Below are 23,275 nucleotides of genomic sequence, written 5' to 3' on the forward strand. Positions count from 1 at the left end.
GACGGTCTATGACCAGTACCGACAGCACATCATCCGAGCCGCGCAGCACGCGGGCGCAATGTCCCGCGTGTCTGCGCCCGCTGCAAACATGCATCTGCCGCTGGGTGGCGCCGGTATCGAATCGAGTGGAAGTATTGATACTGCAGCATCCGATGGAGGTCGCGAACGCCAAGGGCAGTGCGCGTCTGCTGCATCTGAGTTTGTCCAACAGTCGTCTGGAATGCGGCGAATCGTTCGAGCCGGATCGCTTGGGCGAACTGCTGACCGGGGATCGCCGCAGCGTGCTGCTGTATCCCGAGACGATAGAAGACAGATCGCTGGGCCTTGCCACGCCGCCGATGTTTGACGACGAATGGCTCGCTGAGCCGCGGCGATTGCGGTTGGTGGTGCTGGACGGGACCTGGCGCAAGAGCCGCAAGATGTTGTATCTCAATCCACCGCTGCAAGCGCTGCCCCGGCTACCGCTGCGCGATACCCCGCCATCGCACTACCTGATACGCAAGGCGCATTTGCCGGACCAGCTCTCGACGCTGGAGGCCACGGCGTACGCGCTGGCGCAACTGGAAAACGACTCGCATAAATTCAATCCGTTGATCGACGCCTTCGACGGTTTTGTCGCCCAACAGGCCAGCTACGTGCGCCGCTGATCAGGCGATCAGTTTCAAGCCGGGCGGCAGCGACTCGCCGAGCATGCGTTTTTCGTCCGCCTGGTCGAGTTGCACCACTTCGCGTACCATCGCGCTCCAATTGGCGGGAGCGCCGATTGCGGCGAGACGCCGCAAAATTTCGGCGCGCAAGGTCTCGTCGATGTCGCGCGAACGATCGCCTGTCATGCGTGCCAGATGGGCCGCCGCGAAGCCGGCCGGCTCCACCTTTTTCCAGTCCAGCGCCAGTATCTTCGATAACCACTGTGCGACCACCGCGCTGTCGACGACATCGTGCGCGCTGCCGTGGAACGGCTGGCGCGCCCCGACCCGGCTCAAACCCCACAGGAAGCGCGCCTGTGCCGCCTCCGCCTTGCCGGCGTCCGCCGCGCCGGCGCGAGTCTTGTTGGCGCCGGCCTTGGCGGCCGCGCGGGTTGCCGCGTCGAGCTGCGACAGCATCCATGCGCCGATTTCGGCCTTGTAGTTGCCCGGAATTCGTTCGAGCGAGGCGCCCAGGCGCAGCATGTCTTCTTCGCTTCCATTGACCAGGGTTTGCGGGCGCCGGCCGCGCTCCTGCGCATCCGCCTGGACGTTAAAGGCGAAATCGTCGAGCACCCGCAATTGCGCTTCCACGCTCAAGCCGCCGGCCACGCGCCGCCACAAGGTCCACCACTCGGCGCAAACCTGGTTGTCCTTGTGGTGCTGGGCCCCGGCTTCGAACATCGCCCACAATTGTTCGATGCGCCACTCGTCGAGCGGATCGCCAAAACCGGGACGCAGGCAATAACCGCTTAGATTGAGCCACGCGCGCTCGTGTTCCGACGACCGGCGGCGGCCCTTGGCGCGTTCGATCAGCGCGTCGAACAGGCGGCGCAACAGCGGCGTGGCCCAGTTTTCGCGGCTGCCCAACAAATGCTCGAGCTGTGCGCGCAACTGCTTGACTTCCTTCACATCGACCTGCAGCGCGCGGCTGCCGAAGATACGGTCTATCTTGTCGATTGCCGCGTTCAGGCCGGCCGGCATCGGGGCATTGTGGGGAGCATTCGCGCCGACGTCGTCGGCCTCCGGGATAGCGGCGTCGCCGCGCAACTGGAACTCCAGCAGCCAGCGCTGGGCATCCGCCATCGCAACGCAATGCACTTCCAGCGTACCGACCTCGCTCAGCGTGGTCGCCAGTTGCACCGGAATTTCCTTGCGGGCGTCGGCGGCGCCGCTGTCGCGCAACACGGTAGCTATCGGCGGCAGCTGGACGTAATCGTCCGGTTGCAGGTCAACCAGTTCGCCGGCCTGCGGCGGCGTGGCGTCCGATGTCGATGACGCCAAATGGAAGCGCACGGGCCGGCCAAGCCGCAGTGCGAAGGTGCGTTCGGCCAGCAGGATCTCGCGGTTCTCCGCGCTGCCGCGCGGCAGGATGCAGACGGCGCGGCGCGGCTTGTCGGCGCGCTGCTCGTCGTCCAGCAGCAGGAAGTAGCTGCGTGGCGAGCCGCCGCCGATCACCGGCGCCTGGCCGGCTTGGCCCAGCGCATACGCCACGCCACCGCGCGCGACGGCGACATCGGGATCGTCGTTGTTCAGAACCCGCAGTGGCTGTCCGCGCCAATGGGACAGTACTTCCTCCAGACGGCGGGCCAGGGCGTCTGCCCGGAAAACCCCGCCGTTCAGCAGCAGCGTGTCGGGAACCGGTACCGTCGCATGATCGTCGGCGGCCAGGCCCAATGCCTCGCGGGCCGCCGCCGCGTGCTGTCGCAAAAAGCCCGCCAGGTGGCGGGTGATGGCGGCGTCGCTGGCGTAGGGCAGGCCGAACTCGATGATCGCACCGCGCCCGCGCGTGGCGGGATCGCGTGAAGGATTCATTGGGAAGAAGCCGTCCACCACCAGCGCGGCCACTTCGTCGCGTGTCAGCTCGGCCGAGCGGGAAGCGCCGATCAGGCGCGAGCCGGAACCGAGCAGGGTGACGGTGGTGCGCTCCGGCGCGTCGGCTGCCAGCAGCAGTTCTTTCGCAGCCCGGCAGCGTTCCGCCAATTGCGCCAGACGGCTGGACGACAGACGCGGCGCCGGCACGTCGCCAGTTTGCGCGGACGCCATCCGCGTTTCGACCAGGTGCGCCAGCGCCAGATCCATATTGTCGCCACCGAGGATCAGGTGATTGCCGACGCCGATGCGGCTGATCTCCGGTTGGCCGTCGGTCATCCCGACCTTGATCAGACTGAAGTCGGTGGTGCCGCCGCCGACGTCGCATACCAGCAGCAGCCGCGTCTCGGCCAGATCGGCGGCAAGCGTTTCGCGCTGGCGGTACAGCCAATCATAGAAGGCCGCCTGCGGCTCTTCCAGCAAGCGCAGGCCGGACAAGCCGGCCAGGCGCGCCGCTTCGAGCGTCAGCGCCCGCGCGCCTTCGTCGAAGGAGGCGGGAATCGTCAGGACGATTTGCTGCCGTTCCAGCGGATGCGAAGGAAAGCGCGTATTCCACGCGCAGCGCAGATGCGCAAGGTAGGAGGCGCTGGCGGCGACCGGCGACACCTTGGCCACATCGGCCTCGGAACCCCAGGGCAGGATAGCCGCCGTGCGGTCCACGTTGGGGTGCGAAAGCCAGCTCTTGGCGCTGGCGACCAAACGCCCGGGCACCTGCGCGCCGAGTTTGCGTGCCAGCCGTCCGATGACCACTTGCCGCAAACCCGCCACATCGTCCTGCCGCCATGGCAGTTGCAGCTCGCCTTCGGCCAGCTCGCCCTCCGCAGGGTGGTAGCGCACCGAAGGCAGCAGCGCGCCAGCATCCACCTCGCCCGGCGCCACCAGCTGCTCGATATCGAACAGCTGAATCCCGGCGTTGCCGGGCGCCGAATAGGCCAGCACCGTGTTGGTGGTGCCAAGGTCGATGCTGACGATGTATTGACTCATGCTCAGGCGGCGGCGCTCTCGGTGGCGCCGGAGCGCACGTCGAACTCCACTTTCCAGCGCTGGCCGTCGTTGGCCACGGCCAGCAATTCAAGCGTGCCCGATTCGGTCGCCATCGCATGCAGGCGCACCTGCACTACGTCGCCGGCCTGACGGCCTTCCGGCGACAGCGTCGCCTGAATCTCGTTCAACTCGATCAGTTCCTCCGGACCCCAGAAGTCCAGCAGCTCGCCGATCTGGTCCTGGCGCCGCACCGAGGAGCCGAAGAAGCGGAACTGCACCGGCTCGCCGACCACCAGTCCGAACTCCTGGTTAGGGAGTTCGATCTCGCTGCCTTCCTCCATGCCGAACGGCGCCACGCACAGCGCCTGGATCGGCGGCTCCATGCCTGGAATGGCCGGCATCGACGATTCGATCGCGACGTAATAGGCGCGCGCCGTGCCGCCGCGAATCCGCACACCGCTGCCGCGACGCACGTAGCTATAGTAAGCAGCGCCACGCGCGACAGCCAGATCCAGATCGGCGCCCGCCAGCATGCGCGCCGGGTCCGCGCCCTCCATATACAGCCAGTCGTTGAGGGTGCTCATGACGCGCTGCGCCAGCAGTTCGGACTTGAACACGCCGCCGTTGAACAGCACCGCCGTCGGATGCAGGAAGCTGGCGTCGGCACTGTGCTTGCCGGCGTAGCCTTCCAGTTCGCTGGTGGCGCCGACCTGGCGTGCCAGGAACGCGGCCAGGTGGCGCGTGATGCCCGCGTCCTGCGCATACGGCAGGCCAAGCTGGGTCAGACCGGCGCGGGTGCGCACGGCGGGACGCGCCGCCGCGTCCACCGCAGGGAAGAAACCGTCGAGGATGAAGGTGGTCACTTCATCGCGCGTCAACTCGGTGCGGATCGAGCCGCCGATCAGCTTCGAGCCACGGCTCGGCACCACGATAGGCCAGGTTTCGACGGTGGCATCGGCCAACAGCTTTTCCTTGGCCGTGCGGCAGCCGTAGGTCAGCGCCCGCATTTGCCAGGCGTCGAGCTGGGTGCCGTTGGCGGCCAGCTTGCGCGCCACCAGGTGGGCCAGCGCCAAGTCCATATTATCGCCGCCAAGCAGAATGTGGTCGCCGACGGCGATGCGGTGCGGTTCCAGCACGCCGTCGCGTTCCAGCACGGCGATCAGCGAAAAGTCGCTGGTGCCGCCACCGACGTCCACGACCAGAATGATGTCGCCCGGCTTGACGTCTTTGCGCCAACGGCCTTCGCTGCCCTGGATCCAGCTGTACAGGGCCGCCTGCGGCTCCTCCAGCAAGGTCAGATTGGTGTAGCCGGCGGCGCGTGCCGCGTCGGCGGTCAGTTCGCGCGCGCCCGGGTCGAACGAGGCGGGAATCGTCACCGTCACCGCCTGTTCACCGAACGGCGCCTCCGGGTGCGCCTGTTCCCACGCCTGGCGCAGGTGCGACAGGAAGCGGGTTGACGCCTCCAGCGGCGAGACGCGGGTCACTTCTTCCGGCGCGTCGTTGGGCAACAGGGCGCTGCGGCGATCGACACCCGGATGGCTCAACCAGCTCTTGGCGCTGGAGACCAGGCGGATCGGCGTGGTGGCGCCACGGCTGCGCGCCATTTCGCCGGCCACGCCGGTTTGTTCGGCCGCAGACTGCTGCCACGGCAGGCTCAAATCGCCCGGCGCCAATTCGTCCGCGTGCGGCAGATACAGGAATGACGGTAGCAGCGGCAGGTCTTCCACCGTGCCGGGCGCCGTCAACTGCGGAATCGCCAGCACGCCGTGCTGGGTTTTCTCGCCGTCGCTCGTCGTCAGGTCGACATACGACAGCGCGCTGTGGGTGGTGCCAAGGTCGATGCCGATGGCGTAGCGTGGGTCGCTCATAATTCCACCTCCGCCGGTGCCAGGATCGCTGCGTCGTGCGCTTCGGCCAGTTTCGGCAAGCGTACGTTCGATGCGCGCCAACCGCGATGGCTCAAGGCGCCGCGGAACGGCGCCTTGCCGACGACGTTGCCGGTCAGGCGCACGGCGCTGGCGTCGAAGCCTTCTTCCAGCACCACGCGGCTGCCTTCGGCCTCGCTGCGTACCGCTTCGATGGTGAAGTGCTCGCGCAGCACCTTGCCGCAACCTTCGTGCACCACGCGCGCGGCGGCGCCGATGTCGGCGTCGGAATAGGCGCTCAGGTTCTCCTGGGTGAAGTCGATCAGGCGCGCCTCGCGCTGGAACAGGCCAAGCAGCTGAAGCGCGGCGTCCGGCGTGGCGACGCGCAGCGTGACCGGGGCGGGCACTGGGGCCGGGACCGGCGCTGGAGCGGGGGCAGGGGCGGGAGCGGAGACCGGCGCGGCGGACGGTTGCGGTTCGCCGGCGGCGATGCGCGCCAGGCGGGCGGCGTATTCGGCGTCGGACAGCGCGCGGAAGAAGGCGCCGATGGCGATCGATATCCGGCTAAAAAAAGACGGCAACGGTTGAGTCGAATTGTTCATGTCTAGCTCGCGTAGAGTGAGCCGGGCCGCTGCTGGGGCGGCGGCCTGGCGGAATGTGGGGTCGGGGGCGCGCGTGGCGCAGGGAAAGTCTTGCCCCCGGAAGCCCCGCATGATACCAGTTCGGGCGCGGGCGCCAAAGACGCGAGGGCCGCACCTTTGATTTTTCGCTTGATATGGCCATTTGGAGCGCTTAGAATACTGGATATATATACAGTATCAGCGTAGCGCCGGCGATCCTCGCCCGGTGCCCGGCCCCTAGTGATCATGAACCACGACGAAAACAACCAAGAGCACGTGATGCTGCCGCCTCCTTCGCTGAAGGCGCAAAAGGGCCGTGGCGCGGTATCGAACCTGCAAGGGCGCTTCGAGGTCAACGCACGGGAAGCGTATGACGACGGCTGGGAGCGCGAGGAAGAAGAGGCGTCGCCGTGGAAAACCCAGGTCACGGACGAATATTGTAAATCGATCCTGAGCCGCAACGCCTCACCAGACCTGCCGTTCAGCGTCTCGCTGAATCCGTATCGCGGATGCGAGCATGGCTGTATTTACTGCTTTGCCCGTCCCACGCACAGCTACCTCGGCCTGTCGCCGGGCATGGACTTCGAGAGCAAGATTTTCGCCAAGGTCAACGCGCCGGAAATGCTGCGACGCGAGCTGGCCAAGGCCGGCTACGAGCCGGAGTCGATCGCGCTTGGCGTCAACACGGACGCCTACCAGCCCTGCGAGCGCGAGCGCAAACTCACGCGCCGGGTGCTGGAGGTATTGCAGGAATGCCAGCATCCGGTCGGCCTGATCACCAAATCGTCGCTGATCGAGCGCGATATCGACATCCTCGCGGCGATGGCCGCCAAGCGGCAGGCCGGCGTCGCCATCACGCTGACGACCCTGGACCCGGCCATCTCGCGCACGCTGGAACCGCGCGCAGCGGCTCCGGCCCGTCGGCTGCGCACGATCCGCACCTTGACCGACGCCGGCATACCGGTGGCTGTCAGTGTCGCGCCCATCATCCCGTTCGTTACCGAGCCGGATATCGAGCGCTTGCTGGAGGCCGTCAAGGAAGCCGGGGCCGTCACCGCGCACTACACGGTATTGCGGTTGCCGTGGGAGGTGGCGCCGCTGTTCCAGCAATGGCTGCAGGCGCACTTCCCGGAGCGGGCACAGCGTGTGATGAACCGGGTGCGCGAGATGCGCGGCGGCAAAGACTACGACAGCAGCTTCGGCTCTCGCATGAAGGGGGAGGGCGTGTGGGCGGAACTGATACGGCAACGCTTCAAGATCGCCACCGAGCGCCTCGGACTGTCGGGCCAGGGTAGCCGCTTCCACACCATGGACGCGTCGCAGTTCACCCGGCCGCTGGTGGTGCCTCCGCTGGGCGCGCGCGCCAAGCCGGCGGATGAAGGGCAGTTGGATTTATTCTGACGTCACTGTTGAGGGAGGGGTGGTCAACGCGGCCAGATGCCGTTCGATCTCGAAGACGTGCTGGTCGTGGCGGCCCAGTTCGCGCAGGGCGTGCGCCAGATGGTTGAGGTAGTCGCTGTTGGGGCCGCTAGGGCCGGTGGAACGGGCGATGTGGTGTGCGATCTCCTGCTCGGACGCTTCGCCGAGGAAAGCCGTGTTGTTCGGTGTTGCGATATAGACCAGGCCGAGGACGCTGTCGTCGTTGTCGTTATCGTCATCGAAAGTAATGGTGATCGCCAGCCGCAGATAGCCGTTTTTCTCTCGGTGGTCCAGGTGGGCGAAAACCTCCGGCGTGACGAGATAAGCCATGCCATGGCAGATGGCGCCGGCTTCCTCGATGATGGTGACCACGCGGCCCGGCGCATCCGGCGTGCCGCGATGGTCGTGCGAGCCTTGCCAAAAGCGTCGCGTCCAGTTGGCGATACTCGCAGGACGGCGTTGCAGATAAGGAAAATCGGCCTTATAGATCAACGAGCCGTAGCCGAACAGCCAAACGCTGTGGTGGCCGTCGAACTGATCCATCATCTGGTTGATGGCGATGGTGTCTGCTGTCATGATCGCTTCTGATGTGAGCTTGCTTCGGTATGCGGAATACTCATTTATCGAAGCATACACACGCCACATAGCGGGCGGTAGTGGGGAATATGTAAGAGTTCTTAACTGAGCGGAACGTTCCACTCGTGCGCGGCCACGTATTCCCGCAGGAAAGCGACGAAACTCTCGGCAGCCGGCGACAGCGCCCGGGCGTTGCGCGTGTAGACAAAAAAACGACGCGTCAGCTCCGGGTCGAGCAGTTGACGCATCCGTAGTCCATACAGCTGTACCATTTTTTCCGCGTACGGCAAGCAGACGGTGATGCCCAACCGCGCATGCACCATCGCCAGCGCGGTGGTCATGAAGGTCACCTCGTTGTACGGGCTGAGCGACAGCTCGCGGAACGACACGTGCATATCGCGCAACAGCCGCTCGGTGAACTGCCCCTGCAAGGAAATGAACGGGTAATCGTTGATATCGGCCCAGGTGATGCGCTCACGCGACTCCAGTGTATGTCCGGCTGGAAACACCACCACAAACGGCATCTCGAACAAGTGCTGCGCCTCGATTTCGGCGTTGGCGTCGCGCTCCGGTCCGATGCCGAAGTCCACCTCGCCGCTGAACACGCGCGCCGACACCTGCTCGACCGGACTGTCGGCCAGCCGCACCTGCACGTCCGGATAGAGCGCGGAATAGGCGGCGATGGCCTCGGGCAGCAAGGTGCACGACAACATCTGCGGCGCCGCGATGCGCACGATTCCTTGCTTGAGCGCCTTGCGGCTGGCGATGTCGGCCATCGCGCGATCCAGATCCTGCAGCATCTTTTCAAACAGCGGCGTCAGTTCCCTGCCCAGCTCCGACAACTGCGTCTTGCGCGTGGTACGCTCGACGACGCGCACACCAAGCAATTGTTCGAGCTCTTTGATCTGTCCGCTCAGGGCCGATTGGGTCAGGTTGAGATGGTCCGCCGCCAGCGTGAAACTGCCGGTTTTGGCCAGCGCGACCAGTGCCCGCATTTGTCGCAAACTTGGATTCATGGAAAAACCTGATAAATGGCGGGGAAAATACTGTTTGTATGATATCTGAGATTGGCATCTAATGTCGGGAGACCAGAATTGGAGGCAACCATGAAAATCAAACAAATCCACCACGTCGCGTACCGCTGCCGCGACGCCAAAGAAACCGTCGAGTGGTACGTCAAGCACCTGAACATGGACTTCGTGCTGGCCATCGCCGAGGATGAAGTGCCATCGACCAAAGCGCCGGACCCGTACATGCACGTCTTCCTCGACGCCGGCCATGGCAACGTGCTGGCGTTCTTCGAGCTGCCGACGCAGGCGCCGATGGACCGCGACCACAACACGCCGGCCTGGGTACAGCACCTGGCGATGGAAGTCGACAGCATGGACGAGCTGCTGGCCGCCAAGGAGCGGCTGATCGCCGGCGGCATCGACGTCATCGGGCCGGTCAACCACACCATCTTCAAATCGATTTACTTCTTCGACCCCAACGGCCACCGCCTGGAACTGGCGGTCAACACCGGTACGCCCGACATGATGCAAAAGCTCGACGCCGTCAAATGGGACATGCTCGAGGAGTGGTCCAAAACGCGCAAGGCGCCCAAGCATGCGGCCTGGATGCACGCGCCGGCCGTCACGTCGGGAGATCCGGCATGAAGCTCGCCACACTGAAAGACGATAGTCGCGATGGCCGCCTGGTTGTGGTCAGCCGCGACCTGTCGCGGTATCAGCCGGTGCCGAAAATCTCGGCCACGCTGCAGCATGCGCTGGATCATTGGGAGCTGGTTGCGGAGCGGCTGGAGGCGGTGTACAAACTGCTTAACTCGGGCGACGCGATCGACGCGCAACCGTTCGACCAGCAAGCCTGCCACTCGCCTCTGCCGCGCGCCTATCAATGGGCGGACGGCTCGGCCTACATCAACCACGTGGAACTGGTGCGCAAGGCGCGGAACGCCGAAGTGCCGGCGTCGTTCTACACCGACCCGTTGATGTACCAGGGAGGTTCGGACAGTTTCATCGGCCCGCGCGATCCGATCTATGCGCTGTCCGAGGAGTGGGGCATCGACCTGGAGGCCGAGGTGGCCGTCATCACCGGCGACGTGCCGATGGGCGCGAGCGTGGCCGATGCCGGCAAGGCGATCCGGCTGGTCATGCTGGTCAACGACGTCTCGCTGCGTAACCTGATTCCGAACGAATTGGCCAAGGGCTTCGGCTTCTTCCAGTCCAAGGCGGCCAGCGCGTTCTCGCCGGTGGCGGTCACACCGGACGAATTGGGCGTCGACTGGAGCGACAGCAAATTGCATCTGCCGCTGCTGGTCGATATCAACGATAAGCCCTTCGGCAAGCCGAATGCCGGCGAAGACATGACCTTCAACTTCGCGCAGCTTGTCGCGCATGCCGCCGCCACGCGCGAACTGGCTGCCGGTACCATCATCGGCTCCGGCACGGTCTCCAACAAACAGGGGGGCTTGAACGGTTCCAGCATCGACAACGGCGGCGTCGGTTATTGCTGCCTGGCCGAAGTGCGCATGTACGAAACCATCGAGACCGGCAAGCCGCAGACCGGTTATCTGAGATTCGGCGACAAGGTGAAGATCGACATGCTGGACGCGCGGGGCGCCAGCATCTTCGGCGCGATCGAGCAGACCGTCGTGCATTACGGGGAGCGCCTTCAATGAAGCTCTACACCTACTTCCGCAGCTCCGCGGCCTACCGGGTGCGGATAGCGCTCAATCTCAAGGGGCTGGAGTACGAGGCGCAGCCGGTGCATCTGCTGCGCGACGGCGGCCAGCATCTGGCGGATGCCTACCGCGCCGTCAATCCCTCAACGTTGTTGCCGACGCTGGAGGATGACGACGGCGCCGTCATCGGTCAATCGCTGGCGATACTGGAATATCTGGAGGAGACGCGCCCGCAAACGCCGTTGCTGCCGGCCGATCCTGCAGGCCGCGCCCGCGTGCGCGCGCTGGCGCTGACCGTGGTGGCCGATACGCACCCGCTGGGCAATCTGCGGGTGCTGAAGTACATCAAGGGCGAGATGGGGCTGACCGAGGAGGTCAAGCTCGAATGGCATCGGCACTGGCTGCGCAGCGGATTGGAGACGCTGGAAGCGCTGCTGGCCGGGGATGCGCGTACGGGCGTCTATGCGCACGGTGACACGCCGACGTTGGCCGATTGCTGTCTGGTTCCGCAGGTATTCAACGCGCAGCGGTTCGAGGTCGATACGGCGCCTTATCCGACCGTCATGCGCATCAGCGCCGCCTGCGCCGCGCTGCCGGCGTTCCAGCAAGCGCACCCTTCGCAACAATCCGACGCCGAGTGACGCAAAGGCATGGGTCGTGGGCGGCGCATGTGCGACCCGTCGACGACCCGTGCATCCGCCCACCTCACGCCGCCCGCAGCGCATCCACAATCTTCATGCGCGCCGCCCGCAACGCCGGCAGCACTCCGCCAATAAAACCCATCACAAGCGAAAACACCAGCGTCTTCACGACGATATCGGCCGTCAGCCGAAATCCGAACGCCAACTCCGAGAACGATTGAAAATTCGTGGTCGAGAACGAGATAAACCGCATCAGCGAAGCGCACCCCAACCCCAGCACGCCGCCCACCACCGCCAACAGCATCGACTCCGCCAAAAACGCCGCCAGAATACTCCGCCGCTGAAACCCCAACGCCCGCAGCGTGCCGATCTCGCCCACCCGATTGGCGACCGACGCATACATCGTAATCGTCGCACCGATCATCGCCCCGATCGAAAAAATCACCGACAGGATCAACCCCAGCACGCTGATGAAAGTCGACAGCGCCTTGGACTGGTCGGCATAAAAATTCTGCTCACGCTTGGCGTCGAGCGTCAGGCGCTGATCGCCCTCGATAGCCTTCTTGAAGCCGTCGAACAGCGACGTGTCGGCCAACCGCAGCACGACCGCCGAGTAGGCGACCCGCCGGAAGGCCGGCATCAACTGGTCGGCATCTCCCCACACCTCCGAATCGAAGCCGCTGTTCCCGGCGTCGAACAATCCCACCACCGTCCATTCGCGCTGGCCGAAATGCAGCGTTTCACCGATGCCGGCGCCGGAGAATCGCCGGGCGATGCTGGCGCCGGCGATGATCTCGGACGCCCCCGGCCGGAACATGCGCCCCGAAGTCAGCTTCACTTGCGGCCGCAGCGCCAGACCGCGCTCCCCTATGCCCCGGATGATCACGTTCGACGGCTTGGCCGATCCGCGCTTGTTGAGCGAGATAAGCACCACCGTCTCTTTCGACAGCAAGGGCCGCCCGTCGCCGCCGAGCGCGATGGCCGGATGGCTCGCCGCGATGTTGGCCTGTGCGCGCTCGACGCTGCTCTGCACCTCGGTGTCGGCGCTGCGCCGTATCAGCACAACGTTGTCGTACTCGCCGGTGGTCACCAGTGTATTGCGCAAGCCCTCATCGAGCATCAGCACCGTTGCGAACACAAACACCACCAGCGCCAGTCCGGCTGCGGTCAACGCGGTGGTCAGCCGGCGCGCCCACAAATTCCTGGCGACGTAGAAAAGTGGAATCTTCATCCTATGCTCCGCAGCCCTTCGACGATATTGATGCGGGTCGCCCGCAAGGTCGGCGCAATGGCCGCGATCAGACCAATGACCAACGCCGCCACTATTTGCTGGATCACCGTCATGCCCGTCACTTCGAACACCGGGAACATCGTCCCCATCACGCTGCCCAGGAAGGCCGCGAACGGAAACAGCACGGCGATGCCTAGCGCCGCGCCGAACAGCGACAGTAGCAGCGATTCGCCCAGTATCATCGCCGTCAGGAAGCCGGGTCCGAAGCCCAGCGCCTTGAGCGTGGCGTATTCGCCGAGGCGTTCGCGCGCGCTCATGGCCATCGTGTTGGCCATCACCGCCGCGATGATCACGATCACGACGAACGACACCACGCGGATCGCCACCACGATCGCCTCCGACATCGAGACGAAGCCCAGCTGGAAAGCCTTCTCGGTTTCGGTCAGCGTCTCGGCCAGTGAATTGCCGAATTCCTTGTCGATCGCCGCCGAAACAACGGCGGCGTTTTCCGGCTCGTCGATCCGCACCACGTACACGCCGATCTGGTTGGCGCGCCGGGGCAGGGTCTTCTTGAGCGACTCGTTGACGTAGTCCCAGTGCAGAAACAGGGTGGCCGTATTGGTCGTGCTTTGCCGGCCGTCGAGGATGCCGCGCACGACCAGCTCCCAGTCTCCCGGATAGATCGTACCCTTGAGCGGAATGACATCGCCGACCTTGAAGCCGAATTGGTCCGCCAGCTTGCGGCCGACCAGGGCGCCCTTGCGGTCGCGCAGGAAGGCGGCGCGCTGCTCTGGGGGCAGCAGATAGTCGGGGTAGATCTCCAGATAACTGGCGCCGGAGATGGCAAACTGCGCGAAGAAATTCTTCGGGTCCTTGTAGATGCCCTGAAACCAGTTGGCGTAGCCCACGCCGGTCACGCCGGGCACCGCGCGGATGCGCGCCTCGTACGATAGCGGCAGGGGAAACACCAGCGACGTCTTGTTACGCGTGACCAGCGTGGTGTTGGAGGCGCCTTCCGCGCCGGCATACCAGGCGTCGATCACCGTCTGCAGCAGGCCGAAGGCGAAGATGGCCACCACCAGGCCGAATATCGTCAACGACGTGCGCAACTTGTGGCGCATGGTGTTTTTGACGATCAGCCGCAAAGTGTACATGGGGTGGCGTCCTCGTTTTGGGATGTCAGGCGCGCTGCGGTTCGTCGGCAAGCAGCTCGCCTTTTTCAAGGTGCACCAGATTGCGCGCCTGCGCCGCCGCGTGGGCGTCGTGCGTCACCATGATGATGGTCTTGCCCAGTTGCTGATTCAATTGCTGGAGCAGCGCAAGAATCTCGGTGGCCGATTGGCGGTCAAGATCGCCGGTCGGCTCGTCGGCCACGATCAGGGTCGGATCGCTGACGATGGCACGGGCGATCGCCACGCGCTGCTGCTGGCCGCCGGACAGTTCGTTCGGCGTGTGGTCCATGCGGTCGGCGAGATTAACCATCTCCAGCGTCAGCGCCACGCGTTCGCGCCGTTCGCGCCGCGACAATGGCGTCAGCAGCAGCGGTAGCTCGACGTTTTCGAACGCGGTCAGCACCGGCATCAAGTTGTAAAACTGGAAAATGAAGCCGACGTTGGCCGCGCGCCAGCTGGCCAGCTCCGTCTCACCCATGCCGGCGATATCGAGGCCGGCGATCCGCAGCACGCCGCTATCGGGTTTGTCGATGCCGGCGATCAGATTGAGCAGCGTACTTTTGCCGGAGCCGGAAGGGCCCATCAGCGCGGTGAAGGCGCCAGCGGGTATCGAAAGGCTGATATCGCGCAGCACTTCCACCACTTGGTCGCCACGGCGGTAGGACTTGACCAGATGTTCGATCAACACCAGCGGCGCGTTCATTTCTTCGCCAGCTTGACGGATTGGCCATCCTGCAGCGTGTCGGCCGGCGCCAGCACGACCTTGTCGCCCGGCTTCAAGCCTTTTACTTCCACCAGTTCGCCGATCCTGCGGCCCGGAGCGACGGGCACCCGTTTGACTTTTGCGCCGCCGGCGTCAAGCAGGAACACCGCCGGCGTGCCGCCGCGCGTCACGATCGCCGCTGGCTGCACGGCGGTCACCGGCAGTTTTTCCTGCGGCGGCACGGCCTTGGACAGGAAGGCGACTTTGGCGCTCATGTCCGGCAGCACGCGCGGATCGCGTTCCTCGAACCGCACCTTGACCAACAGGGTCGCCTTGCTACGGTCCATGGTCGGCACCATGCGCGAGACGGTGCCGGCCAGGCGCAACTCCGGGAAGGCGTCCAGCAGGATTTCCGCCGGCTGGCCCACACGGATTTTGCTCAGGTTCGATTCGGAGACATCGGCCTCCACCTCCAGCGTGTCCATATCGGCGATGGTGACCACCGCGCCCTTGCTGTCGGCGGCGGAGGAGAAGGGCGTGATGTTGTCGCCGACATTGGCGCTCTTGGTCAGGATCACGCCGTCGAATGGCGCGCGGATGACCGTCTGGTCCACCGCCACCTGCGCCGCCTGGGCGTTGGCGCGTGCCGCCGTGATGGCGGCCCGATAGCCGGAGATGCTGGCTTTGGCCTTGTTCAATCGCGCCTGCGCCGTATCGTAGGCCGAGGCGGCGATGAATTTCTGGTTCAGCAGCTCCGCAGCGCGCTGGAAGGCCGACTGTGCGTCCTGCAATTCGGCCTGTCCCTGTTCCAGGTTGGCCTGCGCGACCTTGACGTTGGCCTGCGCCTGTCCCAGCGCGGCGGCCACGTCCCGGTTTTCCAGCCGTGCGACGATCTCGTCCTTCTTCACTTTCGAGCCTTCCAGCACGCCCAGCCACTCCAGCCGGCCGGTGGCCTTGGACGACAGCGCGGCCTTGCGTTGCGCCACCACGTAGCCGGTGGCGTTGAGCAGTGTGTAGTCCTGCGCCGGCCACGTCTGCGCCACGGCGACCACTTCCACCGCCGGCTTGCCGCCGAACACGCTCATGGCGACAGCGACCGCCACCGCCAGGGCCAGCACCACCAATAAAAGTCTGCCCCAGCGCCGGCGTTTGGGGCGCGACCCGGGCGATGGCGTTTTGGCCTCACGGTCGATTTTTAGACGGGAAATATCGGGAGTCGCCAAGGGAAAGCCTCTTTTTACGTTCCATCAGTCGGCCATTGCCAACTTTGCCACCAAATAGTGGGGCAAACGCGATTGAATCGCAAGCGGCAGGCGTATCTGTGTGTTCAGGTACATACTGCACGTCTACTGCTATGACAGCATGGCCTTTTTCAACTGTTCGGACCTTTATGACCACCATGCCGCGCGCAGAGCGCCCGCCAGTCTCCATCGACGCCGCCACGCTCGCCTTGCTGAACGAACTACAGAAGGACTCGTTCGACTACTTCGTCAACGAGGTCAATCCCGCCAATGGCCTGATCCGCGACAAGACCGCTGAAGTGTGGCCGGCCAGCATCGCGGCCGTGGGCATGGCGCTGACCGTGTATCCGATCGGCGTCGAGCAGGGCTTCATGGATCGCGCCGATGCCGTGGTGCGCACCCTGACCACGTTGCGCTTTTTCGCCAACAGCGAGCAGAGCGAATCGCCCGCAGCCACCGGCTATAAAGGCTTCTACTATCACTTCATCGACATGAATAGCGGCGCGCGGGCGTGGCAGTGCGAACTGTCGAGCATTGACACGGCGCTGCTGATCGCCGGCGTGCTGACGGCCGCCGAATATTTCACCGAGGATACGCCGGACGAAAACGAGATCCGCGCCTTGGCCGACATGCTGTATCGCCGGGTCGACTGGCAGTGGATGCGCGGTCGCGACAATCTGATCTGCCACGGCTGGAATCCGGAAAGCGGCTTTCTGCGCTGGCACTGGGAAGGGTATGACGAGGCGCTGATCCTGTACGTGCTGGCGCTGGGCTCGCCCACCTTCCCGATCGAGCGCGACAGTTACAACGCCTGGTGCCGCAGTTATGAGTGGAAGACGGTGTACGGCATCGACTATTTGTATGCGGGACCGTTGTTCATCCACCAGATGTCGCACGTGTGGCTGGACTTGCGCGGCATCCGTGACGACTTCATGCGCGAGCACGATTCGGATTACTTCGAAAACAGCCGGCGCGCGACGTACGTGCAGCAACAATATGCGATCCAGAATCCAATGGGCTTTCCGGAATACGGCGCGTTGTGCTGGGGCATCACCGCCAGCGACGGGCCGGGACCGGTCACGCGTCGTATCGATGGCGTGCAGCGGAAATTCTGGGACTACGTTGCGCGCGGCGTGCCGTACGGCCCAGATGACGGCACGCTGGCGCCATGGGCGGTCGCCGCGTCGCTGCCGTTCGCACCGGAAATTGTCATGCCCAGCATCATCCACTTTCAGGGCATGCAGCTGTGCGAGGCCAATCCCTACGGTTTCAAGGCATCGTTCTCGACGGTTTTCTCGCATGGACGGGTGGCGTGCCGGCACTGGGTGTCGCCATATCATTTCGGCATCAACGAGGGCCCGACTGTGATCATGGTGGAAAACTATCTGCACGATTTTCCCTGGAACATCATGCGCGGAAACACTTACCTGCAAACCGGGCTGCGCCGCGCCGGCTTCGCGGGCGGATGGCTGGACAAGACCCAAACGTCCTGAGCGGATTCCCGGGGCGGCGGCGCGGCGAGGAGGTACAATCTCGCCTTTCCCTCGCCGCTCTCGCCGCTATTTGTATGACGATCCCCGCTTCCATTCTCGCTGCGCTGTCGCGCGCCGACGCCTCGTGGCGCCCATTGCTGATCGACGGTCTCAACGCGATGCAGGCCGCCACGCCCGGCTACCTGGCCCAACTGGCCGACGACAACTACTTGCCCACCGAGCAGCGCCTGTTTGCCGCCTTCGCGCTGCCGCTGGACAAAGTGCGTTATATATTAGTGGGGGAGGGACCGTACCCGCGCGTGGACAGCGCGACCGGCGTTTGCTTCATGGACGGCGCCGTCGGCAGCCTGTGGTCGAACGAAGAGGGCGGCGGCTTGTCCAAGCCTGTCAACAAGGCCACCTCGCTGCGCAACTTCATGAAGATGCTGCTGGTGGCTGACGGACAACTCACCCTGGCGGACACCGGCGGCGCGGCGATGGCGACAATTTCCGCCCTTGCGCGCAGCGGGGGCGGCACCCATATTCAAACCCTGGCGGAAATGCAGCAGAAGCTGACCGAGCAGGGTTTCCTGTTGTTGAACGCTTCGCTGGTGTTCCGCAGTCATGTGCCGCCGGTCAAGGATGCCAAAGCCTGGTTGCCGTTCTTCGAGACGGTGATGGCCGGTTTGGCGGTGAAGGCGCCGGACAAGCCGACCATGATTCTGTGGGGGAAAATCGCGGAATTGCTGAAGAAGTTGCCGGTGATGAAAGATTTCCCGCAGATCACTGCTGAGCACCCGTACAACCTGAGCTTCATCGGCAATCCGGACATGCATGCCTTGTTCCAGCCGATGAGCTTGCTAAAAGGCAAGTAGGCGACAAGTAGGCAGCGGGCGGCCGAAGGGGCTCCCGGCAAACTTTCATAAAGTTTGGTATACTTGACTAAATCGATCAACTAATCAGGCTTTCAGTTGAGCAGTTGGGTCGATATTTTAACCTAGCTGAACCGAGGTAGTGATGCGTCTGACCACCAAAGGCCGTTTTGCTGTGACTGCGATGATCGATCTGGCTTTGCGCCAAGGCAAAGGCCCGGTCACGCTCTCAGGCATCAGCCAGCGTCAGGCGATCTCGCTGTCGTATCTGGAACAGCTGTTCGGCAAGCTGCGCCGCCACGAGATCGTCGAATCGATCCGCGGCCCCGGCGGCGGCTACAGCCTGGCGCGCCGGGCCGACAAGGTCACGGTGGCCGACATCATCATCGCCGTCGACGAGCCGCTGGACGCGACCCAATGCGGCGGCAAGGAAAATTGCCACGGCGCCGACGCCGCCAGCGGCGTGCGCTGCATGACCCACGAACTGTGGGCCACGCTGAACGAAAAGATGGTTGATTATCTGGATTCCGTTTCGCTGCAGGATCTGGTCGATCAACAGAAGCAAAAGAACGCTGAACAAAACGTGGTCGTGATGCACCGTAACCATGCCGCGCTGGGTTGAGCGCTTTAGCTACTAATATAGACAGAGAAAACCGGAGTTACCAGATGAACGCACCAGAAAAAAACCTCGCCGCCGTGAAGTTCCAGACCGCCCCGCATTTCCCGATCTACATGGACTACTCGGCCACCACCCCGATCGATCCGCGCGTCGCCGACGCCATGATTCCCTACCTGCGCGAGCAGTTCGGCAATCCGGCCTCGCGCAGCCACATGTACGGCTGGACTGCTGAGAAGGCGGTCGAAGAGGCGCGCGGCCACGTCGCCGCCCTGGTCAACGCCGACCCGCGCGAAATCATCTGGACCTCCGGCGCCACCGAGTCGAACAACCTCGCCATCAAGGGCGCGGCGCAGTTCTACAAGACCAAGGGCAAGCACATCATCACCGTCAAGACCGAGCACAAGGCGGTGCTGGACACGGTGCGCGAACTGGAGCGCGTCGGCTTCGAAGCGACCTACCTGGAACCGCAGGACAACGGCCTGATCACCATCGAGCAACTGACCGCCGCGATCCGCCCGGACACGATCCTGGTGTCGGTCATGCTGGTCAACAACGAAATCGGCGTGATCCAGCCGATCGACGAGATCGGCGCGCTGTGCCGCTCGAAAGGCATCATCTTCCACTGCGACGCCGCGCAAGCGACCGGCAAGGTGGTCATCGACCTGCAAAAAACCAAGGTCGACCTGATGACCTTCACCGCGCACAAGACCTACGGTCCCAAAGGCATCGGCGCGCTGTACGTCTGCCGCAAGCCGCGCGTGCGCATCGAAGCGCAAATGCACGGCGGCGGTCACGAGCGCGGCCTGCGTTCGGGCACCTTGCCGACCCACCAGATCGTCGGCATGGGCGAAGCGTTCCGCCTGGCCAAGGTCGAGATGGACAGCGAGATCGCGCGCATCAAGTCGCTGCGCGACCGCCTGGCCAACGGCCTGCAAGAGATCGAAGAGACCTATATTAACGGCGACATGGAGCACCGCGTGCCGCACAACCTCAACGTCAGCTTCAACTACGTCGAGGGCGAATCGCTGATCATGGCCGTCAAGGACCTGGCCGTATCGTCCGGTTCGGCTTGCACCTCGGCCTCGCTGGAACCGTCGTACGTGCTGCGCGCGCTGGGCCGCAGCGACGAGCTGGCGCACAGCTCCATCCGTTTCACCATCGGCCGTTTCACGACGGAAGAGGATATCGACTTCGCCATCGACCTGATGAAGTCCAAGGTACACAAACTGCGTGAACTGTCGCCGCTGTGGGACATGTTCAAAGAAGGCATCGACATCAGCTCGATCCAATGGGCAGCCCACTAATTTTAAGATCACAGGAGCATCAAAATGGCTTACTCGGAAAAAGTGTTGGACCACTACGAAAATCCACGCAACGTCGGCGCCTTCGACAAGGGCGATGACAGCATCGGCACCGGCATGGTCGGCGCGCCGGCCTGCGGCGACGTTATGAAACTGCAAATCAAGGTCGGCGCCGATGGCCTGATCGAAGACGCGAAATTCAAGACCTACGGCTGCGGTTCGGCCATCGCATCGAGCTCGCTGGTGACCGAATGGGTCAAGGGCAAAACGCTGGATCAGGCGCTGGCCATCAAGAACACCCAGATCGCCGAAGAACTGGCGCTGCCGCCGGTCAAAATCCACTGCTCGATCCTGGCGGAAGACGCGATCAAGGCAGCGGTTCTGGACTACCAGACCAAGCATCCAGTCGCGGCCTGACTGAACAAGTGAACTACGACGCCGTGCCCGCGCAAGCGGGAGCGGTGCGGGAGAATTAAATGATCACCCTGACCGAAAAAGCAGCTAAGCACATCAACCGCTACATCGAACGTCGCGGCAAGGGCGTCGGCTTGCGTTTTGGCGTGCGCACCACCGGCTGTTCTGGCCTGGCGTACAAGCTCGAATATGTCGACGAAGTGGCGGCCGAGGACAGCGTCTTCGAATCGCACGGCGTCAAAGTGTTCGTCGATCCGAAAAGCCTGCCGTACATCGACGGCACCGAACTCGATTTCGCGCGCGAGGGGCTCAACGAAGGCTTCAAGTTCCACAACCCGAACGAAAAAGACGCATGCGGTTGCGGCGAAAGCTTCCGCATCTGATCGCCCATGCAAAATCACTTTGAGCTGTTCAATCTGCCGCAGAAGTTCGCCGTCGACACGGGGGCGCTCGACAGCGCCTACCGCGACGTGCAAAGCCGCGTCCACCCCGACAAGTTCGTCAACGCGACCGACGCCGAAAAGCGCGTCGCGATGCAATGGGCCACGCGCGCCAACGAAGCCTACCAGACCCTGAAAAATCCGCAGAAGCGCGCGCAGTACATGTGCGAGCTGCACGGCGTCGATTTACAGACCGAGTCCAACACGGCGATGCCGATGGCGTTCCTGATGCAGCAGATGGAATGGCGCGAAGCGCTGGGCGACGCCCGCGCCGGCAAGGACGCCGACGCGCTCGAAGCGCTCGACAAGCAACTGCGCGCCGCCCGCAAGGAGCGCCTGGCCGAGATCGAACAGCAGATCGACGCCGACGACTACGAGCAAGCCGCGCAAGGCGTGCGCGCGCTGATGTTCCTCGAAAAATTCAAAGACGAAATAGAACACAGCTTCACCGCGATCGAAGACAACTAACAAACTCCGGGGTCAAGTCTGTCATTCGGACACAAGCTCAGCCTTTAGCCGGTGCTAGCGCCGAGGCCGTGTCCGAATGACAGACTTGACCCCCGGATTAAAGGCTTGAATCACATGGCACTTCTGCAAATCTCCGAACCAGGCATGTCGACCGCGCCGCACCAGCATCGGCTGGCCGTGGGCATCGACCTGGGCACCACCAATTCGCTGGTCGCCACCGTGCGCAACAGCATTCCAGAAGTGCTGAACGATGAGGACGGCCGCCCGCTGCTGCCGTCCGTGGTGCGCTATCTGCCGAACGGCCACGCCAACATCGGCTACAAGGCCCAGGCCGCGCAGACCATCGATCCAAAGAACACCATCGTGTCCGTCAAGCGCTTCATGGGTCGCGGTTTGGCCGATATCGCCTACGCCGAGAACATGCCTTACGATTTCCAGGATACGCCAGGTATGGTGCAGCTGAAGACGATCGCCGGCATCAAGAGCCCCGTTGAGATCTCCGCGCAGATCCTGGCCACCCTGCGCCAGCGCGCGGAAGATTCGCTCGGTGACGACTTGGTCGGCGCGGTCATCACCGTGCCCGCGTACTTCGACGACGCCCAGCGCCAGGCCACCAAGGATGCGGCGCAACTTGCCGGCATCAATGTGCTGCGCTTGCTGAGCGAGCCGACCGCCGCCGCCATCGCCTACGGCCTCGATAACGGCTCCGAAGGCATCTACGCGGTCTACGACCTGGGTGGCGGCACCTTCGATATCTCGATCCTGAAACTGAGCAAAGGCGTGTTCGAAGTGCTGTCCACCGGCGGCGATTCCGCGCTCGGCGGCGACGATTTCGACCACCGCCTGTTCTGCTACATCCACCAGCAGGAAAAACTGGCGCCGCTGTCCGACGAGGACACCGCCATCCTGATGGTGAAGGCGCGCGAGGCCAAGGAACTGCTGTCGAACAAGAACGAAGTGACCGTCGACGCGATCCTGAACTCGGGCGAGGAAGTGCATCTGAAGATCACCGCCGAGACCTTCCAGGAGATCACCAAGCACCTGATCGCGAAGACCATGAGCGCGATTAAAAAAGCGCTGCGCGACGCCAGCGTCGATGCCGACGATGTCGACGGCGTGGTGATGGTCGGCGGTGCGACGCGCATGCCGCATGTGCAGCGCGCCGTCAGCGAGTACTTCCACACCATCCCGCACGCGAATATCGATCCGGACAAGGTGGTCGCGCTGGGCGCGGCGGTTCAGGCCAATCTGTTGGCCGGCAACCGCGCGCCGGGCGACGACTGGTTGCTGCTGGACGTGATTCCGCTGTCGCTCGGTATCGAGACGATGGGTGGCCTGGTCGAGAAGATCATCCCGCGCAATTCGACCATTCCTTGCGCCCGCGCGCAGGAGTTCACCACCTTCAAGGACGGCCAGACCGCGCTGGCGGTGCACGTGTTGCAGGGCGAGCGCGAACTGGTCTCCGACTGCCGTTCGCTGGCGCGCTTCGAGCTGCGCGGCATCCCGCCGATGGTGGCCGGCGCCGCGCGCATCCGCATCACCTATCAGGTCGATGCCGATGGCTTGCTGTCGGTGTCGGCGCGCGAGCTGCGCTCCGGCGTCGAGGCGTCGATCACCGTCAAGCCGGCCTATGGCCTGGGCGACGACGACGTCGCCCGCATGCTGCAGGATTCGTACAAGTCGGCCGATGTCGACATGGTCGCCCGCGCGCTGCGCGAAGAGCAGGTCGAGGCCGAGCGCATCGTCCTGGCGACGCAGTCCGCGCTGGACGAAGACGCCGGCCTGTTGTCGGACGACGAACGCGCATCGGTCGACGTTTTGATGAACCAGGTGCGCGACGTGATCGCCCAGTCGCAGACCGGCGCCGCCGATCACGTGGCCGTCAAAGCCGCAGTCGAGGCGCTGGCCCATGGCACCGAAGAATTCGCGTCGCGCCGCATGGATCGCAGCGTGCGCAGCGCACTGGCCGGCAAGACGCTCGACCAGGTAGTTTAAGAACCCA

Annotated in this window: 22 protein-coding genes; 13 read left to right on the forward strand and 9 right to left on the reverse strand. The window is 64.0% G+C overall.

Annotated features, from left to right (window positions below):
• Nucleotides 1–8 precede the first annotated feature (8 nt).
• Complete coding sequence (locus ACZ0BA_RS02205) at nt 9–647, forward strand: tRNA-uridine aminocarboxypropyltransferase (protein ID WP_463449728.1); 639 nt, start codon at nt 9–11, stop codon at nt 645–647.
• Here the strand turns inward: ACZ0BA_RS02205 and ACZ0BA_RS02210 are convergent, their stop codons facing one another.
• Genes ACZ0BA_RS02210 through ACZ0BA_RS02220 form a run of 3 tightly spaced genes read right to left on the reverse strand, consistent with a single transcriptional unit; the run spans nt 648 to nt 6,006 of the window.
• A complete protein-coding gene (locus ACZ0BA_RS02210; RefSeq protein ID WP_463449729.1) occupies nt 648–3,539 on the reverse strand; it encodes an Hsp70 family protein in 2,892 nt (963 codons plus the stop codon).
• Between the two features lie 2 nt (nt 3,540–3,541).
• Entirely contained in the window at nt 3,542–5,407 is a 1,866-nt protein-coding gene (locus tag ACZ0BA_RS02215; RefSeq protein ID WP_463449730.1) for an Hsp70 family protein, read from the reverse strand.
• Nucleotides 5,404–6,006 (reverse strand): DUF2760 domain-containing protein, encoded by a 603-nt coding sequence (locus tag ACZ0BA_RS02220; protein WP_463449731.1) that lies wholly within the window; start codon nt 6,004–6,006, stop codon nt 5,404–5,406. The genes ACZ0BA_RS02215 and ACZ0BA_RS02220 overlap by 4 nt, the downstream gene beginning before the upstream one ends.
• 264 nt (nt 6,007–6,270) lie before the next feature.
• On the opposite strand from ACZ0BA_RS02220, the gene ACZ0BA_RS02225 reads away from it, so the two are divergent.
• Entirely contained in the window at nt 6,271–7,425 is a 1,155-nt protein-coding gene (locus tag ACZ0BA_RS02225; protein ID WP_463449732.1) for a PA0069 family radical SAM protein, read from the forward strand.
• On the opposite strand, the gene ACZ0BA_RS02230 is transcribed toward ACZ0BA_RS02225, so the two are convergent.
• Both ACZ0BA_RS02230 and ACZ0BA_RS02235 read right to left on the reverse strand, forming a co-directional pair.
• Nucleotides 7,417–8,019: a gamma-glutamylcyclotransferase gene (locus tag ACZ0BA_RS02230; RefSeq protein ID WP_463449733.1), complete on the reverse strand. Its 603-nt coding sequence runs from the start codon at nt 8,017–8,019 to the stop codon at nt 7,417–7,419. The genes ACZ0BA_RS02225 and ACZ0BA_RS02230 overlap by 9 nt on opposite strands.
• A 101-nt stretch (nt 8,020–8,120) precedes the next feature.
• Nucleotides 8,121–9,035 (reverse strand): LysR family transcriptional regulator, encoded by a 915-nt coding sequence (locus ACZ0BA_RS02235; RefSeq protein ID WP_463449734.1) that lies wholly within the window; start codon nt 9,033–9,035, stop codon nt 8,121–8,123.
• A gap of 90 nt (nt 9,036–9,125) precedes the next feature.
• Here ACZ0BA_RS02235 and ACZ0BA_RS02240 point away from each other — a divergent pair, with 90 nt between their 5' ends.
• Genes ACZ0BA_RS02240 through maiA form a run of 3 tightly spaced genes read left to right on the forward strand, consistent with a single transcriptional unit; the run spans nt 9,126 to nt 11,340 of the window.
• Nucleotides 9,126–9,674 (forward strand): VOC family protein, encoded by a 549-nt coding sequence (locus ACZ0BA_RS02240; protein ID WP_463449735.1) that lies wholly within the window; start codon nt 9,126–9,128, stop codon nt 9,672–9,674.
• Nucleotides 9,671–10,696, forward strand: a complete 1,026-nt coding sequence (locus ACZ0BA_RS02245) for a fumarylacetoacetate hydrolase family protein (protein ID WP_463449736.1) — start codon at nt 9,671–9,673, stop codon at nt 10,694–10,696. The genes ACZ0BA_RS02240 and ACZ0BA_RS02245 overlap by 4 nt, the downstream gene beginning before the upstream one ends.
• On the forward strand, nt 10,693–11,340 hold the full coding sequence (gene maiA / locus ACZ0BA_RS02250; RefSeq protein ID WP_463449737.1) for a maleylacetoacetate isomerase: 648 nt from the start codon (nt 10,693–10,695) through the stop codon (nt 11,338–11,340). The genes ACZ0BA_RS02245 and maiA overlap by 4 nt, the downstream gene beginning before the upstream one ends.
• 64 nt (nt 11,341–11,404) lie before the next feature.
• Here maiA and ACZ0BA_RS02255 read toward each other — a convergent pair whose 3' ends face one another.
• From ACZ0BA_RS02255 to ACZ0BA_RS02270, 4 genes are read right to left on the reverse strand one after another with little or no spacing between them, the layout of a single operon-like run.
• The gene (locus ACZ0BA_RS02255; protein ID WP_463449738.1) at nt 11,405–12,571 is read right to left on the reverse strand and encodes an ABC transporter permease; all 1,167 of its coding nucleotides are present in this window, start codon (nt 12,569–12,571) and stop codon (nt 11,405–11,407) included.
• Nucleotides 12,568–13,725, reverse strand: coding sequence for an ABC transporter permease (locus tag ACZ0BA_RS02260; protein WP_463449739.1), 1,158 nt, complete (start codon nt 13,723–13,725; stop codon nt 12,568–12,570). The genes ACZ0BA_RS02255 and ACZ0BA_RS02260 overlap by 4 nt, the downstream gene beginning before the upstream one ends.
• Nucleotides 13,726–13,750: 25 nt before the next feature.
• Nucleotides 13,751–14,446, reverse strand: a complete 696-nt coding sequence (locus tag ACZ0BA_RS02265; protein WP_463449740.1) for an ABC transporter ATP-binding protein — start codon at nt 14,444–14,446, stop codon at nt 13,751–13,753.
• A complete protein-coding gene (locus ACZ0BA_RS02270; protein ID WP_463449741.1) occupies nt 14,443–15,669 on the reverse strand; it encodes an efflux RND transporter periplasmic adaptor subunit in 1,227 nt (408 codons plus the stop codon). The genes ACZ0BA_RS02265 and ACZ0BA_RS02270 overlap by 4 nt, the downstream gene beginning before the upstream one ends.
• Nucleotides 15,670–15,836: 167 nt before the next feature.
• Here ACZ0BA_RS02270 and ACZ0BA_RS02275 point away from each other — a divergent pair, with 167 nt between their 5' ends.
• The 8 genes from ACZ0BA_RS02275 (at nt 15,837) to hscA (ending at nt 23,268) form a co-directional block, all read left to right on the forward strand.
• On the forward strand, nt 15,837–17,180 hold the full coding sequence (locus ACZ0BA_RS02275) for a glucoamylase family protein (RefSeq protein ID WP_463449742.1): 1,344 nt from the start codon (nt 15,837–15,839) through the stop codon (nt 17,178–17,180).
• 74 nt (nt 17,181–17,254) lie between these two features.
• A complete protein-coding gene (locus ACZ0BA_RS02280; RefSeq protein WP_463449743.1) occupies nt 17,255–18,034 on the forward strand; it encodes a uracil-DNA glycosylase family protein in 780 nt (259 codons plus the stop codon).
• Between the two features lie 142 nt (nt 18,035–18,176).
• The gene (gene iscR, locus ACZ0BA_RS02285; protein WP_090314522.1) at nt 18,177–18,653 is read left to right on the forward strand and encodes a Fe-S cluster assembly transcriptional regulator IscR; all 477 of its coding nucleotides are present in this window, start codon (nt 18,177–18,179) and stop codon (nt 18,651–18,653) included.
• 44 nt (nt 18,654–18,697) lie between these two features.
• Nucleotides 18,698–19,954, forward strand: coding sequence for an IscS subfamily cysteine desulfurase (locus tag ACZ0BA_RS02290; RefSeq protein WP_463449744.1), 1,257 nt, complete (start codon nt 18,698–18,700; stop codon nt 19,952–19,954).
• 24 nt (nt 19,955–19,978) lie between these two features.
• Nucleotides 19,979–20,368, forward strand: coding sequence for a Fe-S cluster assembly scaffold IscU (gene iscU, locus ACZ0BA_RS02295; RefSeq protein ID WP_463449745.1), 390 nt, complete (start codon nt 19,979–19,981; stop codon nt 20,366–20,368).
• Nucleotides 20,369–20,427: 59 nt separating this feature from the next.
• Nucleotides 20,428–20,748: a HesB/IscA family protein gene (gene iscA, locus ACZ0BA_RS02300; RefSeq protein WP_463449746.1), complete on the forward strand. Its 321-nt coding sequence runs from the start codon at nt 20,428–20,430 to the stop codon at nt 20,746–20,748.
• 6 nt (nt 20,749–20,754) lie between these two features.
• Nucleotides 20,755–21,273: a Fe-S protein assembly co-chaperone HscB gene (hscB, locus tag ACZ0BA_RS02305; protein WP_463449747.1), complete on the forward strand. Its 519-nt coding sequence runs from the start codon at nt 20,755–20,757 to the stop codon at nt 21,271–21,273.
• A 114-nt stretch (nt 21,274–21,387) separates the two neighbouring features.
• Nucleotides 21,388–23,268 (forward strand): Fe-S protein assembly chaperone HscA, encoded by a 1,881-nt coding sequence (hscA, locus tag ACZ0BA_RS02310; protein WP_463449748.1) that lies wholly within the window; start codon nt 21,388–21,390, stop codon nt 23,266–23,268.
• Nucleotides 23,269–23,275 lie beyond the last annotated feature (7 nt).

It is taken from the genome of Duganella sp. AC917 (assembly GCF_979258245.1).

Coding starts and splice junctions, on each gene's coding strand:
- ACZ0BA_RS02205 (WP_463449728.1), top strand. CDS start 9: ATGACCAGTACCGACAGCACATCATCCGAGCCGCGCAGCACGCGGGCG.
- ACZ0BA_RS02210 (WP_463449729.1), bottom strand. CDS start 3,539: ATGAGTCAATACATCGTCAGCATCGACCTTGGCACCACCAACACGGTG.
- ACZ0BA_RS02215 (WP_463449730.1), bottom strand. CDS start 5,407: ATGAGCGACCCACGCTACGCCATCGGCATCGACCTTGGCACCACCCAC.
- ACZ0BA_RS02220 (WP_463449731.1), bottom strand. CDS start 6,006: ATGAACAATTCGACTCAACCGTTGCCGTCTTTTTTTAGCCGGATATCG.
- ACZ0BA_RS02225 (WP_463449732.1), top strand. CDS start 6,271: ATGAACCACGACGAAAACAACCAAGAGCACGTGATGCTGCCGCCTCCT.
- ACZ0BA_RS02230 (WP_463449733.1), bottom strand. CDS start 8,019: ATGACAGCAGACACCATCGCCATCAACCAGATGATGGATCAGTTCGAC.
- ACZ0BA_RS02235 (WP_463449734.1), bottom strand. CDS start 9,035: ATGAATCCAAGTTTGCGACAAATGCGGGCACTGGTCGCGCTGGCCAAA.
- ACZ0BA_RS02240 (WP_463449735.1), top strand. CDS start 9,126: ATGAAAATCAAACAAATCCACCACGTCGCGTACCGCTGCCGCGACGCC.
- ACZ0BA_RS02245 (WP_463449736.1), top strand. CDS start 9,671: ATGAAGCTCGCCACACTGAAAGACGATAGTCGCGATGGCCGCCTGGTT.
- maiA (WP_463449737.1), top strand. CDS start 10,693: ATGAAGCTCTACACCTACTTCCGCAGCTCCGCGGCCTACCGGGTGCGG.
- ACZ0BA_RS02255 (WP_463449738.1), bottom strand. CDS start 12,571: ATGAAGATTCCACTTTTCTACGTCGCCAGGAATTTGTGGGCGCGCCGG.
- ACZ0BA_RS02260 (WP_463449739.1), bottom strand. CDS start 13,725: ATGTACACTTTGCGGCTGATCGTCAAAAACACCATGCGCCACAAGTTG.
- ACZ0BA_RS02265 (WP_463449740.1), bottom strand. CDS start 14,446: ATGAACGCGCCGCTGGTGTTGATCGAACATCTGGTCAAGTCCTACCGC.
- ACZ0BA_RS02275 (WP_463449742.1), top strand. CDS start 15,837: ATGACCACCATGCCGCGCGCAGAGCGCCCGCCAGTCTCCATCGACGCC.
- ACZ0BA_RS02280 (WP_463449743.1), top strand. CDS start 17,255: ATGACGATCCCCGCTTCCATTCTCGCTGCGCTGTCGCGCGCCGACGCC.
- iscR (WP_090314522.1), top strand. CDS start 18,177: ATGCGTCTGACCACCAAAGGCCGTTTTGCTGTGACTGCGATGATCGAT.
- ACZ0BA_RS02290 (WP_463449744.1), top strand. CDS start 18,698: ATGAACGCACCAGAAAAAAACCTCGCCGCCGTGAAGTTCCAGACCGCC.
- iscU (WP_463449745.1), top strand. CDS start 19,979: ATGGCTTACTCGGAAAAAGTGTTGGACCACTACGAAAATCCACGCAAC.
- iscA (WP_463449746.1), top strand. CDS start 20,428: ATGATCACCCTGACCGAAAAAGCAGCTAAGCACATCAACCGCTACATC.
- hscB (WP_463449747.1), top strand. CDS start 20,755: ATGCAAAATCACTTTGAGCTGTTCAATCTGCCGCAGAAGTTCGCCGTC.
- hscA (WP_463449748.1), top strand. CDS start 21,388: ATGGCACTTCTGCAAATCTCCGAACCAGGCATGTCGACCGCGCCGCAC.